The 16364-nt window shown below is 65.5% G+C and carries 18 protein-coding genes and 1 pseudogene; 9 read left to right on the top strand and 10 right to left on the bottom strand.

Annotation, left to right across the window (positions count from 1 at the left end; genetic code table 11):
• Positions 1-13: 13 nt before the first annotated feature.
• Positions 14-802, bottom strand: coding sequence for an N-formylglutamate amidohydrolase (locus Q9316_RS14890; protein WP_306032361.1), 789 nt, complete (start codon positions 800-802; stop codon positions 14-16).
• Between the two features lie 295 nt (positions 803-1097).
• Here Q9316_RS14890 and Q9316_RS14885 point away from each other — a divergent pair.
• Positions 1098-1475 (top strand): annotated as a pseudogene (locus tag Q9316_RS14885) (DUF1036 domain-containing protein); the annotation flags it as partial.
• Complete coding sequence (gene pyk / locus Q9316_RS14880; protein WP_306032360.1) at positions 1475-2914, top strand: pyruvate kinase; 1440 nt, start codon at positions 1475-1477, stop codon at positions 2912-2914. The pseudogene Q9316_RS14885 and the gene pyk, both read left to right, overlap by 1 nt.
• 7 nt (positions 2915-2921) lie before the next feature.
• Here pyk and Q9316_RS14875 read toward each other — a convergent pair whose 3' ends face one another.
• The 6 genes from Q9316_RS14875 to Q9316_RS14850 all read right to left on the bottom strand — a co-directional run bounded on the left by Q9316_RS14875 (position 2922) and on the right by Q9316_RS14850 (position 6776).
• Complete coding sequence (locus tag Q9316_RS14875) at positions 2922-3950, bottom strand: alpha/beta fold hydrolase (protein WP_371877919.1); 1029 nt, start codon at positions 3948-3950, stop codon at positions 2922-2924.
• Positions 3951-4003: 53 nt separating this feature from the next.
• Positions 4004-4621, bottom strand: a complete 618-nt coding sequence (locus tag Q9316_RS14870; protein ID WP_306035317.1) for a hypothetical protein — start codon at positions 4619-4621, stop codon at positions 4004-4006.
• Between the two features lie 82 nt (positions 4622-4703).
• Positions 4704-4829 (bottom strand): type B 50S ribosomal protein L36, encoded by a 126-nt coding sequence (ykgO, locus tag Q9316_RS14865; RefSeq protein WP_024271182.1) that lies wholly within the window; start codon positions 4827-4829, stop codon positions 4704-4706.
• Between the two features lie 169 nt (positions 4830-4998).
• Positions 4999-6057: a 5-(carboxyamino)imidazole ribonucleotide synthase gene (locus Q9316_RS14860; protein ID WP_306032359.1), complete on the bottom strand. Its 1059-nt coding sequence runs from the start codon at positions 6055-6057 to the stop codon at positions 4999-5001.
• Positions 6054-6521, bottom strand: coding sequence for a 5-(carboxyamino)imidazole ribonucleotide mutase (purE, locus tag Q9316_RS14855; RefSeq protein ID WP_306035316.1), 468 nt, complete (start codon positions 6519-6521; stop codon positions 6054-6056). Before purE ends, Q9316_RS14860 begins: the two co-directional genes overlap by 4 nt.
• Before the next feature lie 51 nt (positions 6522-6572).
• The gene (locus Q9316_RS14850; protein ID WP_306032358.1) at positions 6573-6776 is read right to left on the bottom strand and encodes a YdcH family protein; all 204 of its coding nucleotides are present in this window, start codon (positions 6774-6776) and stop codon (positions 6573-6575) included.
• Positions 6777-6992: 216 nt separating this feature from the next.
• On the opposite strand from Q9316_RS14850, the gene Q9316_RS14845 reads away from it, so the two are divergent.
• Complete coding sequence (locus Q9316_RS14845; protein ID WP_306032357.1) at positions 6993-7166, top strand: YdcH family protein; 174 nt, start codon at positions 6993-6995, stop codon at positions 7164-7166.
• Between the two features lie 189 nt (positions 7167-7355).
• On the opposite strand, the gene Q9316_RS14840 is transcribed toward Q9316_RS14845, so the two are convergent.
• The gene (locus Q9316_RS14840; RefSeq protein ID WP_306032356.1) at positions 7356-7616 is read right to left on the bottom strand and encodes an ArsR/SmtB family transcription factor; all 261 of its coding nucleotides are present in this window, start codon (positions 7614-7616) and stop codon (positions 7356-7358) included.
• 62 nt (positions 7617-7678) lie between these two features.
• The gene (locus Q9316_RS14835) at positions 7679-8449 is read right to left on the bottom strand and encodes a sulfite exporter TauE/SafE family protein (protein WP_306032355.1); all 771 of its coding nucleotides are present in this window, start codon (positions 8447-8449) and stop codon (positions 7679-7681) included.
• A 93-nt stretch (positions 8450-8542) separates the two neighbouring features.
• Here Q9316_RS14835 and Q9316_RS14830 point away from each other — a divergent pair, with 93 nt between their 5' ends.
• The 6 genes from Q9316_RS14830 to Q9316_RS14805 all read left to right on the top strand — a co-directional run bounded on the left by Q9316_RS14830 (position 8543) and on the right by Q9316_RS14805 (position 15289).
• On the top strand, positions 8543-9196 hold the full coding sequence (locus tag Q9316_RS14830; RefSeq protein ID WP_306032354.1) for a thiamine phosphate synthase: 654 nt from the start codon (positions 8543-8545) through the stop codon (positions 9194-9196).
• A gap of 9 nt (positions 9197-9205) precedes the next feature.
• Positions 9206-10345, top strand: coding sequence for a tetratricopeptide repeat protein (locus Q9316_RS14825; RefSeq protein WP_306032353.1), 1140 nt, complete (start codon positions 9206-9208; stop codon positions 10343-10345).
• A 181-nt stretch (positions 10346-10526) separates the two neighbouring features.
• Positions 10527-11327: an inositol monophosphatase family protein gene (locus Q9316_RS14820; protein WP_306032352.1), complete on the top strand. Its 801-nt coding sequence runs from the start codon at positions 10527-10529 to the stop codon at positions 11325-11327.
• A 109-nt stretch (positions 11328-11436) separates the two neighbouring features.
• Positions 11437-12516, top strand: a complete 1080-nt coding sequence (locus tag Q9316_RS14815) for a MotA/TolQ/ExbB proton channel family protein (protein ID WP_306032351.1) — start codon at positions 11437-11439, stop codon at positions 12514-12516.
• A 2-nt stretch (positions 12517-12518) separates the two neighbouring features.
• A complete protein-coding gene (locus Q9316_RS14810) occupies positions 12519-13550 on the top strand; it encodes a peptidoglycan -binding protein (RefSeq protein ID WP_306032350.1) in 1032 nt (343 codons plus the stop codon).
• A gap of 80 nt (positions 13551-13630) precedes the next feature.
• Complete coding sequence (locus tag Q9316_RS14805; RefSeq protein ID WP_371877918.1) at positions 13631-15289, top strand: FAD-binding dehydrogenase; 1659 nt, start codon at positions 13631-13633, stop codon at positions 15287-15289.
• Positions 15290-15314: 25 nt separating this feature from the next.
• Here Q9316_RS14805 and Q9316_RS14800 read toward each other — a convergent pair whose 3' ends face one another.
• Positions 15315-16307 carry a Bug family tripartite tricarboxylate transporter substrate binding protein gene (locus tag Q9316_RS14800; RefSeq protein ID WP_306032348.1) on the bottom strand — a complete coding sequence of 331 codons (993 nt, stop codon included), beginning with the start codon at positions 16305-16307 and terminating at the stop codon, positions 15315-15317.
• Positions 16308-16364: the final 57 nt, after the last annotated feature.

The following is a 16364-nucleotide window of genomic DNA, read 5'->3' as shown; positions in this document are numbered from 1 at the left end:
CTTTTCCTGCGTCTCAATAGGGCCCGGTGCGGGAGGGGAATATTTCGTATGTGTGCAGGGCCTCGTCCGCATTCAACCGGGACAGGACCGGCGCGAGCCGGTCGACCCAGCGGGCGATGCCCGCCTCGCTGCCGATCTCGTCCTGGCGGATCTCGATGAGGGCATGGGGAATGCCGGGCTTCATGCAGTGGCGGAACATGGTGTCGCCGCGCAGGGCGCCGTCATAGGGCTCGTTGTCGCCGACGACGACATCGCCCGGTGCCGCAAGCTCCGTGAGCAGGGGCCGGACCGCGCGTGGATCGCTGTCCCACAGCACCGTCACCTGCCAGGGCCGCGCGACGCCTTTCCAGGTGGGCGTGAAGGAATGCATGGAGATGACGAGGGGGGCCTTTCCGGTCCTGGCGGCAACGCTCGCGATCGTCCGGGACACGGCATCGTGATAGGGCCGATGGTAGGTCTGGAGCCGGTGCTGCCATTCTTCAGGCGTGATCGGATGATTGCCTGGAACGATCGCGCCGTCGGAAATGCGCATGACGAGCGTCGGGTCGTCTTCCCCGCGATTGGGGTCGATGAGAAGGCGGGAGAAGCGGCTCATGACGACCGGCGCGTTCAGCCGGCCGGCAAGGCCGCGCACCACGCCCTCGACGCCGATATCGTAGGCGATGTGCCGCTCGAAGGCGCTTTCCGGCAGGCCGAGGCGGCCGTAGCGTTCGGGCAGGCGATTGGTGGCGTGGTCCGCCAGGATGACGAGCCCGAGGCCGGTGTCGCCGTCAATGATCTCGAAGGGAGGATGATCCTGCATGCCTTTTACCACATGTCCGCCGCGCCTTGCGACTGATCGCATGGGGCGTTCCGCCTCGCAAGGTTCGGGCCTTGCGGTTACAGGAAAGATTCCTTCTCCTTTTGTGAAAATGTAATCGATTAGTGTTGCGTTGACATTCCTGCCCCGTCGTCGCAAGAAAGCGCATATTCAAATCAACGGAGTTCCATTGGAAGCCGTGAGAACCAAGAGCCATAGCCCGTTTTTCCCGAAAGCCAGCGGTCTTCTCCAGGCCGGCCTTTTCACACTCGCGGGTTTCCTCGCCCTGTCCGTCCCGGATGAGGCGAAGGCCGATTTCCGCGTTTGCAACGGCACGCAGAACCTCGTCGGCGTCGCCATCGGTTACCGTGCCAAGGAAGGCTGGATGACCGAAGGCTGGTGGCAGGTGCCTGCCACGACCTGCGCCACGCTGATCGAGGGCGAGTTGCAGTCACGCTACTACTATCTCTATGCCGAGGATGCCGCGCGCGGCGGCCGCTGGACCGGCGACGTCAACATGTGCGTCGCCGAGAACGAGTTCAAGGTCACCGGCGTCGAGGACTGCTTCGCCCGCGGTTTCCAGCGCATGGGCTTCAAGGAATACGACACGGGTCGACAGGGAAGCTGGATGGTGCAGCTTTCCGACACGCCAGGGACTCAGGAGAGCCAGAACTGATGAGACGGAACAGAAAAGTCAAAATCCTCGCCACGCTTGGACCCGCATCATCTGACGAGCAGATGATCCAGAAGCTGCATGAGGCGGGAGCAGACCTGTTCCGCATCAATATGAGCCATGCCAGCCACGACGTGATGCGCACGCTGATCAGCCGCATCCGCGCCGTGGAGGCGCGCTGTGGCCGCCCGATCGGCATTCTCGCCGACCTTCAGGGCCCGAAGCTGCGCGTCGGCAAGTTCGCCAACGGCTCGGAAGAGCTGAAGCCCGGCCAGACATTCACGCTCGACAACAAGGACACGCCCGGCGACAGCAAGCGCGTCTACCTGCCGCACCCGGAAATCCTCGAAGCGGTCAAGCCTGGCCACCGCCTGCTGATCGACGACGGCAAGCTGCACCTGCGCGCCGACAGCGCCGACGGCAAGTCGATCGTCTGCACCGTCGTTTCCGGCACCAAGATCTCCGACCGCAAGGGCGTCAGCCTGCCCGACACGCTGCTGCCCGTCGGCGCGCTGACGGAGAAGGACCGCGTCGACCTCGATGCGGTTCTCGCGACCGGCAGCGTCGACTGGGTGGCGCTCTCCTTCATCCAGCGCCCGGAAGACCTTGCCGAAGTGCGCAAGGTCGCCCGCGGCCGCGTCGGCCTCATGTCGAAGATCGAGAAACCCCAGGCCATCGAGCGCATCGACGAGATCATCGAACTCTCCGACGCGCTGATGGTGGCGCGCGGCGACCTCGGCGTGGAAATGCCGCTGGAAGCCGTTCCAGGCCTGCAGAAGCAGCTCATCCGCGCCTGCCGCCGCGCCGGCAAGCCGGTCGTCGTCGCCACGCAGATGCTGGAATCGATGATTTCCGCACCGGTGCCGACCCGCGCCGAGGTATCCGACGTCGCGACCGCTGTCTTTGAAGGCGCGGACGCCGTCATGCTGTCGGCCGAATCCGCTTCGGGCGATTACCCGTTCGAGGCCGTCTCCACCATGGCGTCGATCGCCAGCAAGGTCGAGCGCGACCCCCACTATCCGGGCATCATCTACGCCCAGCGCTCGACGCCGGAAGCGACCGGCGCGGACGCCATCTCGCTGGCCGCCCGCCAGATCGCGGAAACGCTGAAGCTGTCGGCCATCGTCTGTTACACCTCGTCGGGCACGACGGGCCTGCGCGCCGCGCGCGAGCGGCCGGACACGCCGGTGCTTGCGCTGTCGCCGGTCATTGAGACGGCGCGCCGCCTTTCGGTGGTCTGGGGCCTGCACTGCGTCGTCACGGGCGATGCGGAAGACCTTGACGACATGGTCAACCGCGCCTGCCGCATCGTCGTTGCCGAGGAATTCGGCAAGCCGGGCGACCGCATCATCATCTCCGCCGGCGTTCCCCTCCGCACGCCGGGCGCGACGAACATGCTGCGCATCGCCTATATCGGCGCCGACGGCGTCAGCGGCGTCTGAGCGGCCTCTATTCGCCGTGATCCTTCGCAAGGCGGGCTTCGGCCCGCCTTGCTGATTCCTGCAGGTCGCGATCCTTGCCGGCGATCTTTTCGAGCGCCTCGACGGCAAGGTCCGTCACTACGTAGTCCGGCTTGTGGCCGAGATTATGGATCCAGACGAGTTCCGAACCTTCGATATCCCGCACCAGCCCGCGCGAGTGGATTTCCTCATAGACGACGCCGTCCGTATCGCCGGTGACGATGACCGTCGGCGTGCGGATCTCGCGGTAGCGCGGCTGTACGCGGCGCACATAGTCCAGCAGGTTGGCGACGTCGATCGAATTGTTGCGGAACGTTGCCGGGCGCAGCACGAGCGCCGGCGCCGTGGCCTCGATGTAGTCGTCCGGGCGCGGGTTCGGCGCGAAGACGAAGCGCGTGCCGCTGTCGATGCGCGACAGGCCGGCGGGCAGCGCCACGATGCGGGTGAAGAGCCAGCCGATCACCGGCATCCTGGCAAGATCGTAGTACCAGTCGACGCCGCCCGGCCAGGGATGGGTGGCGGGCGCAAGGAAGAGCAGGCCCGCCGTCTTTTCCGGATGTTCCAGCGCAAAGCTTGCGGCAATGGCGCCGCCGAAGGAATGGCCGACGATGATCGCCTTGCCGATGCCGCGCTTTTCCATCAGCCGGGCGATGGCGTGCGCCTGCCCGTCCGGCCAGGCATTTTCCGGCCCGCCGCGCTGCGAATAACCGTGTCCGGGACGGTCAAGGAAGAGCAGGTCGGCACGGCCTTCCAGCCTATTGCGGAAGGCATGCATCTGGTCGCGCAGGTTGCCGCTGGCGCCGTGGATGAAGACGACCGGCGGCAGGTCGGCAGTCCCGCCGGCGGGCACGAACACGCTGTTCATGCGGATGCCGCCGATGTCGATCAACTCGCCGACATTCGGGAAGGCCTGTTCCAAGGTGCGGGTCTTCCACGCCGTGAAGGCGTAGCCGGCGAGCGCGAGGGCGATGGGGGCAGCAATGAAAATGGTCAGCATGAGGCGAAGGGGAGGAGGCAAGGATTGGTCCGGGCTTGGGGCAGGAACTGTGTCTACGGGATCGCCCGCCGCGGTCAGGTGCGCTGGCCGGTAAGCTTTTCCGCGAGGTCTCCGAGTTCCTTCTGCGCCTGCCGCTCGGTGGGGTAGATGTCGAGGAAACGCTCCCAGGCCTTGAGGGCCATCTCGTCACGGCCGGTCTGCGCCATGATCGCGGCCATGCCGGCGAGCGCGCCGAAGTGACGGGGCTCGATCCGCAGCACCTGGTTTATGTCGGACATCGACTTGCGGTAGTTGTTCATCTTGAAGTGCAGGGTCGCCCGACGGTTCCAGCCTTCCACATAGTCCGGCTTCAGGCGGATAGTCTCGTCGAGGAAATCGAGCGCGGCGGCGTTCTTTTCCTCGGACATGGCCTTGTCGGCCCACTGGATGAGAAGGTTGATGGTTGCGCTGCCGGAATCCTGCCATTCACGGCGGATCTGGTCGGCGATGCCCCTGGCGGCATCCGGGTTTCCCTCGAGTTTCAACTCGGTGAAGAGCTTGTCGATCCGCTGGGCGGGCGTGGTGAACGCAGTGGCCGAGGCATCGACGGAAGCCTTGTCGGCTGTCTGCGCAAGGGCAGCGGTCGGTGCGGCGCCGATGAGGGAGAGGGAAAGGATAAGTATGGACAGCATAAAAAAGCGCATGGCGGTTATGGTAAACCGCCATGGCCTAACTTCAAATCGAAATTTGTCGATCATCACTGCCCTGTGAAGGGCAGGCGACCACGACGCCTGATCAGCCCTGACGAGCCTTGAAGCGCGGGTTCTGCTTGTTGATGATGTAGATACGGCCCTTGCGGCGAACAAGGCGGTTCTCGCGGTGGCGAGCCTTGAGCGACTTGAGCGAATTCTTGATCTTCATTTTTCTGATCCGCGTATTACAGGGCGACTCGAGTTCGCCGGATTTCTTCAATCAAAAACGCGCCGTTTCGGGCGCGCTTTCGGGTTGGCAGGCATGTACCCCGTGACATTTCCCCTGTCAACCGTGGACGGCGGGTTTTCCGCCACAGCGACCGGTTTTCCGGCCTCTCTCAGTCGAAAATCTGGGTAACATGCCCCATTTTCCGGCCGGGCCGGGCTTCCGTCTTGCCGTAGAGATGGACGAGCACGCCGGGTCTGGCGAGCCAGGTGGGCAGGTCGTCGATGTCGTCGCCGATGAGATTCTGCATCACGCAGTCCGAATGGCGGCGGGGATCGCCGAGCGTGTGGCCGGCGACGGCGCGGATATGCTGCTCGAACTGCGAGACGATGCAGGCCGCCTCCGTCCAGTGGCCGGAATTGTGCACGCGCGGCGCAATCTCGTTGGCAACCAGCCCGCCATCCGGCAGCACGAAGAATTCGACGCCGATGACCCCGACATAGGACAGGCTGTCGAGAATCGCGCGCGCCGCCTTGCGGGCCTGGTCGGCCGTCGCCTCGCCGACGCGGGCGGGAAGGGTGGAGGTGTGCAGGATGCCGTTCTGGTGGACATTCTCCGCCGGATCGTAGCAGGCGATCGTGCCGTCGCGGTCGCGCGCAGCGATGATCGAGATTTCCCGCTCGAAGGGCACGAGGCTTTCGAGGATCAGCGGCACGCCGCCGAGCGCCTCGAAGGCGCCATCGCGGCTTTCGGCCGGCGAGCGGAAGAGCCGCTGCCCCTTGCCGTCATAGCCAAGCCGGCGTGTCTTGAGCACGCCGACGCCGCCGAAAAGGTCGAGCGCGGCTTCCAGATCGGCCTGGCTGTCCACGGCGGCGAAATCGGCGGTGGGAATGCCGCAATCGCGGATGAAGCTCTTTTCGACGAGCCGGTCCTGCGAGACTTCCAGGGCGCGTGGCGGCGGAAAGACCGGCACGGCATTCGCCAGCGCCTCGGCGGCCGCGACGGGCACGTTCTCGAATTCGTAAGTCACGACGTCGCAAAGGCGTGCGAGTTCGGCGAGCGCGTCCGGATCGTCATAGGCCGCGACGATCTGCGCATTGGCGACCTGTGCGGCCGGACAATCGGCCTGCGGCTCGAGGATGACGGTGCGCAGGCTGAGGCGCGCGGCCGCCATGGCCAGCATGCGGCCAAGCTGTCCGCCGCCGATGATGCCGATCGTGGTGGCGCTCATAGGGGGCCGTCCACGGGATATTCGGCAACGGCGTTCGACTGGTTCTCGCGCCATTCGTCGAGGCGATGGGCAAGCTCGGGATCGTTGAGGGCGAGCACGGCGGCGGCAAGGAGGGCCGCGTTGACCGCGCCGGCCTTGCCGATGGCGAGCGTGCCGACGGGAATGCCGGCCGGCATCTGGACGATGGACAGGAGGCTGTCCTGGCCGGACAGCGCCTTGGACTGGACAGGAACGCCGAAGACCGGCAGCGGCGTCATGGCGGCCGCCATGCCCGGCAGATGCGCCGCGCCGCCGGCGCCTGCGACGATGATCTTGAAGCCTTCCGCCTTGGCGCCGCGCGCGAAACTATAGAGCCGGTCGGGCGTGCGGTGCGCCGAAATGATGCGGGCCTCGTAATCGACGCCGAGCGCATCGAGCGTATCGGCGGCGTTCTTCATCGTCTCCCAGTCGGACTGGCTTCCCATGATGATGGCGACGGGGGGCGTTTCTGTGGTGTCCAAGGCTTCTCGTCCGGTTCAGGCGATGATGTCGGGAATGATCTGGTCTTCCAGCTTGGAGATCGTGTCCTTCAGGATCAGCTTCTTCTTCTTCATGCGCTGGATTCTGAGGGCTTCGCAGCCGATCTGGATCATGGCGTTGATCGCGGCGTCGTAGTCTTCGTGCTCCTGGCGCAGCCGTGCAACGGCAAGCCGCAATTCAGCCTGTTCCTGGTCTGCCATGCTATACGTTCCCCGTCGTCGGAGGCGCGGCTCCCCCGCACTCCCCAGCCTGTATGAAGGCTGCTCCTACCACGAAAGCCATGGTAACGGGAAGTTATCCCTTGCCACGTTTTCGCCTTCGACAAATGAAAAATGACATGGCACACTGACTTTGTTGCAACCTGGACCATCCGGCATGAAAGTGATCGGGTGCAAGCAAAAGGAAGGAACTGTCACATGACGATTGAGGCTCATCTGGCCACGCTGGAAAAGAAGCATTTTGCTCTGGAGGAAGAGCTGCATGCTGCCGTAACGCGCCCCTCTTCGGAGGATCAGACAATCGCGGACATCAAGCGTCGCAAGCTGCGCATCAAGGATGAGATCGAGCGTCTTCGCTCTTCATCCCACTGAAACGACAGGGATTTTTCCAAGTTATTAGAAGGGTGAAGGTCGCGGAAACAGTTGGTCTGAATGGGAAGACCAGGGCAGGAGCCCATTTCGCGAAACCGTCCCAGGAAACCAAATCATAGACGTCGAGACGCCCTGGCCTGCCGCAACGCATGCCGGGGCGTTCTGTTTCAGGATGGGACGGTTGCCGGGTCAGGACCAGAACTGGTCGAGCCAGAGATTGAGCCCGTCGAAGCCCTTGGCGTTGATCGCGTAGATACGCTTCGTGCCCTCGGCCTTCACGCTGACGAGGTTGGAATCGAGCAGCGCCTTGAGGTGCTGCGATACCGCCGGACGGCTGATCGGCAGGCCTTCGGACAGTTCGTTGACGGTGCGCGGGGCACGGCGCAACTCCTCCAGCAGGAACCTGCGGTTGGGATCGGCAATCGCAGCGAAGGGGTCCGGGTGCGCCATGGCCGAACGCTATGGCAAAGCAGCATTTGCGGCAAGCGTTTTGTGCGCTGCGAAGGAAGGCTTCAGAGGAAGGCGAGCACGCCGTCGTAGGAGAGCTTCAGGCCGGCGACGAGGGCCATGGCGTACATGAAGGGATAGAAGACGTCCGGCTTCATGCGCTTGACGGCGAAACCGCCGAGGGCGGTCGCCAGGATGGCCAGCGGGACGAGCGTGGCGGAGATCGTCAGGTTCTCCGTATCGAGCTGGCCGAGCGCGAAATAGGGACCGAGCTTTATGAAATTGAGGATGGCGAAGAAGCGCACGGCCGCGCCGGTATAATCGCGCGGCGGCAGCTTCAGCGGCAGGCCGTAGACCTGGAACGGCGCACCGCCGGCATGGGCGACGAAGCTGCCATAGCCGGAAAGCGTGCCGAGGAAGGCCGCCGGAGCAAGCCGGTGCGGCTTGGCGTGGATGACATGGCCGTGGCGCACCCGCCAGCTGTTGTAGAAGTAGCGCAGCGCGAAGAGCACCGTGATGACGCCGATGATGAGGCGCAGGGCATCACGCGGCACGTAGGCGGAGGTCGCCCAGCCGATCGCGATGCCGAGGAGGGCGCCCGGCAGCAGCATCTTCAGCAATGTGCGGTCGTTGTGCTGGCGCCAGATCCATAGCGAGACGCAATCCATCACTACGAGGATCGGCAGCAAGATGGCGGCGGCCTGCACCGGCGGCACGGCCATGGCCAGCAGCGGCACGCCCATCAGCGCCAGCGCCTCTCCCATGCCCCCCTTGGTGAGGCCGACGAGGACAACGGCGGGGATGGCGGCATAATAGATGCTGGGGTCGATGGACATGGAAGGCGATTGATCCTCTTCGTTCTTCCGTCTATCCGCTTTGATCTGTTATGACGAGCCCCGACGATCTCAACCCAAGGGAAGTGCCCATTCATGTCCGATGTCGAAACCCGCTGCCGCCTGGTGCTGATCCTTCCCGAGGGCGAGGACCTTTCCGCGCGGGCCGCGATGCTGGAAGGCGCGCTGAAGGGCGGTGACGTCGCTTCGGTGATCCTGCCGCAATACGGGCTGGACGACGGCCAGTTCCAGAAGCACGCCGAGGTGCTGGTGCCGATCGTGCAGAAAGCCGGCGCGGCGGCGCTCGTCGCCGGCGATACGCGCGTGGCCGGCCGGGTGAAGGCCGACGGTATTCATGTGACGGGTGGCGTCGAGGAACTGGGCGAGGTGGTCGAGAAGTTCACGCCGCAGCTCATCGTCGGCGGCGGCAATGCGACGGACCGGCACAAGGCGCTGGAGGTCGGCGAGGTTCAGCCGGACTATATCTTCTTCGGCAAGATCGGCGGAGACATCAAGCCGGAAGCGCATCCGAAGAACGTGGCGCTTGCCGAATGGTGGGCGTCGATGGTCGAAATTCCCTGCATCGTGCTCGGCGGCACGGATCCGCAGTCGGCGCTTGTCGTGGCCGAGGCCGGCGCGGAATTCGTGGCGCTCGACAAGGCGGTGTTCGCCGATCCGGCGCAGGCGCCGCATGTGGTTGCCGCCGTCAACGCTTTGCTTGACGAAAAAGCGCCACGGTTTGAGCAATAGTAGGCGCGCATGATCAGGGCCGCCCTCTCGCAAGCTAGCCGTATCGCGCCGATGGCGTTTTTTGCCATGGGCGTTCTCATGGCCGCGCCTGTCCTCGCGGAACCGGCCAAGAAAGGGCCTTCCGTCACCCCGGACGATACGACGGAACCGGTAAAGGGCCTGGCGAACGACGTGCAGCCCGGCTTCGTTGCCGAGACCCCGGAGACCGGGAAGGATGGGGAAAAGCCGGCCGACGGTCCGTCCGGCGGCCTCACCGTGCTGGAGCGCATGGGGGCGGAACTGCCTGACCTGCCGGCGGAAAAGCCCTTCACCGGCAAGGTTGACGATGCCTATGGCGCGTTCCAGCGCGGCCGTTACCTCACCGCGATGGAGCTGGCCCTGCCGCGCGCGCAGCTCGGCGATCCGGCGGCGCAGACGCTGGTCGCCGAAATCCTTGACCGCGGCCTCGGCGTCAAGCGGAACCGCGAACAGGCCATCTTCTGGTACGAGCAGGCGGCCAATGGCGGCGATCCCACAGGCATGTTCAAGTATGCCGTCCTTCTCATGGAGCGCTCGCGCTCGAAGGAGGACCGCAAGAAGGCCGACGAACTGATGAAGAAGTCCGCCGATCTCGGCAATGCCTCGGCGCAGTTCAACTACGCGCAGGTGCTGGTGGCCGACAGTCCCGGCGAGAAGGGCCTGCGCGATGCCATGCCCTATTACGAGAAATCCGCAGAGCAAGGCATTGCGGACGCGCAATATGCGCTGTCGCAGATCTACATCAACCTGAAGGACCTGCCGGAGGAGAAGACGAAGCGGGCCCGCGAATGGCTGGTGCGCGCGGCGCGCGCGGGGTACGACACGGCCCAGCTCGATCTCGGCATGTGGCTGGTGAACGGCACGGCCGGCGAGCGCGACTACGATGCAGGCTTCAAGTGGATGAAGCGGGCGGCGGAGGGCGGCAACCCGGTCGCCCAGAGCAAGCTCGCCCAGCTCTACATCCACGCCATCGGCACCAGGTCCAACCCGGTCGAGGCGGCGAAATGGTTCGTGCTGGCGCGCCGCGCCGGGCTCAACGATCCCTCGCTGGAAGACTTCTATCTCGGCCTCAACGACGAGCAACAGAAGGCCGCGGTCGCCGCGGCCAACAAGTTCCGCTCGGGGTCCTGAGGCCTGCGCATTTACCCTGTTGCACGATCGTGCACCCTGCTTTGCGCTGCGCGCAGGGGCGCAAGGCTTGAAACTTCGGGGAATTTGTGGTCTTGAGGCCGCACATTCGGTCCGGTGCCCTCGTGCGCCGCGGCTTTTGCCGTCCCGAAGCATCCGGACATTCCCGAAGGACTTAAGTTACATGGCTCGCTCAGCTCTTCTCAACGTCATGGTTCAGGCCGCCTTCAAGGCCGGCAAGTCGCTCGCCCGCGATTTCGGCGAAGTGCAGAACCTGCAGGTCTCGCTCAAGGGGCCGGGCGACTATGTCTCCCAGGCCGACCGCAAGGCGGAGAAGCTGATCCGCGACGAGCTGATGAAGGCACGCCCGACCTACGGCTTCCTCGGCGAGGAATCCGAGGAGATCGTCGGCACGGACGGCGCGCATCGCTGGATCGTCGATCCGCTCGACGGCACGACCAACTTCCTGCACGGCATTCCGTATTTTGCCGTCTCGATCGCGCTGGAGCGCAATGGCGAGATCGTCGCAGCCGTCGTGCTGAACCCGGCGACGGACGAGCTCTTCACCGCCGAGCGCGGCGGCGGCGCCTTCCTCAACGATCGCCGCCTGCGCGTGGCGGCCCGCAAGAACCTGTCGGACGCCGTCATCGGCTGCGGCATGCCGCATCTCGGCCGCGGCAACCACGGCAAGTTCCTCATCGAGCAGCGCCATGTGATGGGCGAGGTTGCCGGCATGCGCTGCCTCGGCGCCGCCGCGCTCGACCTTGCCTATGTCGCGGCCGGCCGTTTCGACGGATACTGGGAGCGGGGCCTTTCCGCCTGGGACATCGCGGCCGGCATCCTCCTGATTCGCGAGGCCGGCGGCTATGCGACCGATCTCGAAGGCGGCAACGCCATGTTCGAGACCGGCGCGATCGTCTGCGGCAACGAATATATCCACAAGGCGCTGCGCGAAGTGCTGCACCGCCCGGTGCCGACGCGCTGAGGGGCGGGCGGGGCGGCGCTTTCACGCGCTGCTTTTGCCGCTAAGCCCTTCAATTCGGCGCAATCTTCCTCTAGTCTCCGCCCCGACGAGAAAGCGGAGATGGGACTACATGGCTAAGCTGGCGCTGTCGGGCTGGGGAGGGTCGTCCGAGACCGGAGACGACTACCCGCTTAAACTCTCGAGCCCCATGGCCTTCTTCTGGACGATGGTGATCTTCCTCATCATCGTCGGTTTCGTGGCCGCGATCCTCTTCCGCCAGGCGCAATCGGCCTTCCTCAGCAATCCCGGCCTCAACGGCCTCATCCTCGGCGTTCTGCTGATCGGCGTGCTCTTGGTGTTCAACCATGTGCTGAGGCTCCGGCCCGAGGTGCGCTGGTTCAATTCCTTCCGCGCGGCGGGCAGCGCAGAAAAGGTCGGGCGCGATCCGGTGCTCCTTGCGCCGATGCGCGCGCTGATCGGCAGGCATCATTCGGTGGCGCTCTCGACGACGACGCTGCGGTCCATCCTCGACTCCATCGCGACGCGCCTCGACGAATCCCGCGACACGTCCCGCTACCTGATCGGCCTTCTCGTCTTTCTCGGCCTGCTCGGCACCTTCTGGGGCCTGCTCGGCACGATCGGTTCGATCAGCACGGTCATCCAGTCGCTCGATGCCGGCGGCGGCACCGCGAACGATATCCTGGCCGCCCTCAAGGAAGGCCTTTCCGCGCCGCTGGAAGGCATGGGCACGGCCTTCTCCACCTCGCTCTTCGGCCTGTCCTCCTCGCTCATTCTCGGCTTCCTCGACCTTCAGGCCGGCCGGGCGCAGAACCGCTTCTATACGGAGCTGGAAAACTGGCTCTCGTCGGTGACGGATGTCGGTTCCGAGCTGCAGCCGGTCGCCGACATGGCGGCAACCTCGTCCGCCGATGTGCAGGCGTTGGCCGGTCAGATCCTGAAGCTTGCGCAGGAAGGCGGCGGCAGCAACCGCTCCACCGCCGCCATGGCGAGCCTTGCGGAAGGCATCCAGGGCCTCGTCAAGAACATGCGCAGCGAACAGCAGATGCTGCGCGACTGGATCGAGGCGCAGCAGGAGGAATCCAAGGCGCTGCGCCGCACGCTCGACCGGCTGGCCGCGCGCAGTGGTGACAAGGCGAGCGAGCGGGCCGAACGCGCCGCCGAAAAAGCCCAGTCGGCCGGGGGCGAATAGACATGGCGCTCGCCCGCAACCGGCGCAGCCAGCGTTCGGTCGATTACTGGCCGGGCTTCGTCGATGCGCTGTCGACGCTGCTCCTCGCCATCATGTTCCTGCTCACGGTGTTCGTGCTGGCGCAATTCTTCCTCAGCCGCGAGATTTCCGGCAAGGACGACGTGCTGAACCGGCTGACCAGCCAGATCAACGAGCTGACGCAGCTCCTGGCGCTGGAAAAGAGCGGCAAGCAGGATCTGGAGGATGCGCTCGCCAACCTCCAGGCCTCGCTCGCCCAGTCCGAAAGCGACCGGACCCGCCTGCAGCAGCTGCTCGACAGCGGCTCCGGTGCATCCGACGCGGCGAGCGCTCGCGCGGCGGCGCTGGAAGGCGAGCTGGATACCGAAAAGCAGATGAGCGCGCGGGCTATGAGCCAGATCGAACTGCTCAACCAGCAGATCGCGGCGCTGCGCAGCCAGATCGCAGCCGTCGAAGAGGCACTTCAGGCCTCGGAGGCCAAGGACAAGAACTCGCAGGCGAAGATCGCCGATCTCGGCCGGCGTCTCAACGTGGCGCTGGCGCAGCGCGTGCAGGAGCTCAACCGCTACCGCTCCGACTTCTTCGGGCGTCTGCGCGAAATCCTCTCCGACCGCGAGAACATCCGCATCGTCGGCGACCGTTTCGTCTTCCAGTCGGAGGTGCTGTTCCCCTCGGGCGGCAGCGATCTCAACGAGGCCGGGCAGGCAGAGATGGGTAAGCTGGCGACGGCGCTGCTCGACCTTGCCAAGGAAATCCCCTCCGAGATCAACTGGGTGCTGCGGGTCGACGGCCATACGGACAATGTGCCGCTCTCCGGCACCGGCCGCTACCGCGACAACTGGGAACTTTCGTCCGCCCGCGCGACATCGGTGGTGAAGTACCTGATCGCCAACGGCGTGCCGGCCAACCGGCTCGTCGCGGCCGGCTTCGGCGAGTTCCAGCCGCTTGCCGAGGGCGGGGACGACAAGGCGCGCGCCACCAATCGCCGTATCGAGCTGAAGCTCACGGAAAAGTAGCCTTTCGCATCGGCGTCTCCCGTCTCTTTGCAGCATGTTGATCTTACGCGTACGTATGCGTAAGTTTTTCACGCTTGGCGATGGGAGGCAGTGCGGTGGATTGCGATCTTCTGGTGATCGGGGCTGGCCTTGCCGGTCTCGTTGCGGCAACGGAGGCGGCCGGACGAGGCCTCAAGGTGATCGTCCTCGATCAGGAGGGCGAGCAGAACCTCGGCGGGCAGGCCTTCTGGTCGCTCGGCGGCCTGTTCTTCGTCGACAGTCCCGAACAGCGGCGCATGCGCATCCGCGACAGCATCGATCTCGCCCGCCAGGACTGGCTTGGCTCGGCCGGTTTTGACCGGCAGGAGGACTATTGGCCGCGCCGCTGGGCGGAGGCCTATCTGGATTTTGCGAGCGGCGAAAAGCGCGCCTGGCTGCACGCCATGGGCATGCGCTGGTTTCCGGTCGTCGGCTGGGCCGAGCGCGGCGGCGGGCTCGCCACCGGGCACGGCAATTCCGTTCCGCGCTTCCACGTCACCTGGGGCACCGGCCCCGGCGTGCTGGCGCCGTTCGTCCGGCGGGCGCAGGAATTGCGCGCCTCAGGAGGGCTTGCCTTCCGCTTCCGCCATCGGGTCGATGGCCTGATCATGGAGAACGGTTCGGTCGTCGGTGCCCATGGCGCCGTGCTGAAGCCTGACGGCGGCGAACGGGGACGGTCGACGTCACGCGAGATCGTCGGCGATTTCAGCATCCGGGCCGGCGCGGTGCTGGTCTCCTCCGGCGGTATCGGCGGCAACCACGACCTGGTACGGCAGAACTGGCCGCGCGAACGCCTCGGCGAACCGCCGGGCTTCATGGTGAGCGGCGTGCCCGCCCATGTCGACGGGCGCATGCTGGGCATCGCGCAGCAGGTCGGCGGCTCGCTCATCAACGGCGACCGCATGTGGCACTATACGGAAGGTCTCAGGAACTGGGATCCGATCTGGCCGGGCCACGGCATCCGCATCCTTCCGGGTCCCTCCTCGCTCTGGCTCGATGCGCGCGGGCGGCGCTTCCCCGCGCCGGCCATGCCCGGTTTCGATACGCTGGCGACGCTGAAGGCGATCCGTGCGACCGGCCATGACCATAGCTGGTTCATCCTGACGAAGGCGATCATCAAGAAGGAATTCGCGCTGTCCGGCTCGGAGCAGAACCCGGACCTGACCGGTAAGAACATTCCGCTGCTCCTCAAGCGTCTCGGCAGGAACCCGCCCGGCCCCGTGCAGGCCTTCATGGACAAGGGTGCGGATTTCGTGGTGCGAAACGATCTCGGCGATCTGGTCTCCGCCATGAACGCATTGACCGACGAGCCGCTGCTGGATGTGGCGCAGGTGCGGGCCGAGGTAGAGGCGCGCGACCGGGAGATCGACAATCCGTTCTCGAAGGACGCACAGGTCACGGCGATCCGCGGGGCGCGCGCCTATCTCGGCGACAAGCTGATGCGCACGGCGCGGCCGCACCGCCTGCTCGATCCGAAGGTCGGGCCACTGATCGCCGTGCGCCTCAACATCCTGACGCGCAAGACGCTGGGCGGGCTCCAGACGGACCTTTCGGGCCGAGTGCTGGAACTGTCGGGCAAGCCGGTGCCGGGGCTCTATGCGGCGGGCGAGGCGGCCGGTTTCGGCGGCGGCGGCCTGCATGGCTACAATGCGCTGGAGGGCACGTTCCTCGGCGGTTGCCTGTTCTCCGGCCGCATCGCGGGCAGGGCGGCCGGCGCCTGAAAGCGCCGGCCGAGGAAGCTGCCGGTCAATCCATCTGGATGTTGGCGCCTTCGACCACCGGCTTCCACTTGGCGAGTTCCGCCGTGACGTGCTTGCCGAGTTCTTCCGGCGTCGAGCCGACGATGGTTGCGCTGAACTCCTTCATGCGTTCGGCGACGGCCGGATCCTTCATCGCTTTGTTCGCCGCTTCGTTGAGCTTGGCGACGACCTCCGTCGGTGTGCCGGCCGGGGCGAAGAGCGCGTTCCAGGTATAGGTCTCGTAGCCGGGGATGCCGGCTTCAGCGACGGTCGGCACATCCGGGAAGGACGCCGCGCGCTCCTTCGTCGTGACGGCGAGCGCGCGCAGCGTGCCGGCCTTGATGTGGCCGGAGGAGGAGGGCAAGTTGTCGAACATGATCGGGATCTGGTTGCCGATCACGTCGTTCAGCGCCGGACCGGATCCCTTGTAGGGCACATGCTGCATGCTGACGCCCGCCATGCTCTTGAACAGTTCGCCCGAGAGGTGCAGCGGCGTGCCGTTGCCGGAGGAGGCGTAGCTGTACCCCTGGGGATCGGCCTTCAGCAGCGCCAGCAGTTCCTCGACGGTCTTGGCCGGCAGTTCCGGATTGACCACCAGCACGTTCGGCACGATGACGAGCAGCGAGACGGGCGCGAAATCCTTTTCCGCATCATAGGGCTTGGTCTTCAGGATCAGCGGGTTCAGCGCGTGCGTGGCGACGGTCGCCATCAGGATCGTGTAGCCGTCCGGCTCCGAGCGCGCCACCCGGCCGGCACCGAGGCTGCCGCCGGCGCCGCCGACATTTTCCACGACGATCTGCTGGCCGAGGTTTTCTGACATCTTCTGCGCGATGATGCGGGCGACGACGTCCGTCGAGCCGCCGGCCGCGAAGGGCACGACGAGCGTGATGGTCCGGTCGGGGAATTGCTGGGCGCCGGCGGGCAGGGCCAGCGACAGCGATGCGAGCACGGTGGTGCCAAGCGCAATGAGGGTACGGCGGGTGATCGTCGAAAATGCCACGTGGTTCTCCTCCCAAGGTGACGTGAAGTCGCCACCTCAGGATAGGGCGCCAGCCTC

The organism is Shinella zoogloeoides, assembly GCF_030733845.1.
Lineage (GTDB): Bacteria > Pseudomonadota > Alphaproteobacteria > Rhizobiales > Rhizobiaceae > Shinella > Shinella zoogloeoides_C.
This window is presented reverse-complemented; position numbering and strand designations above follow the sequence as displayed.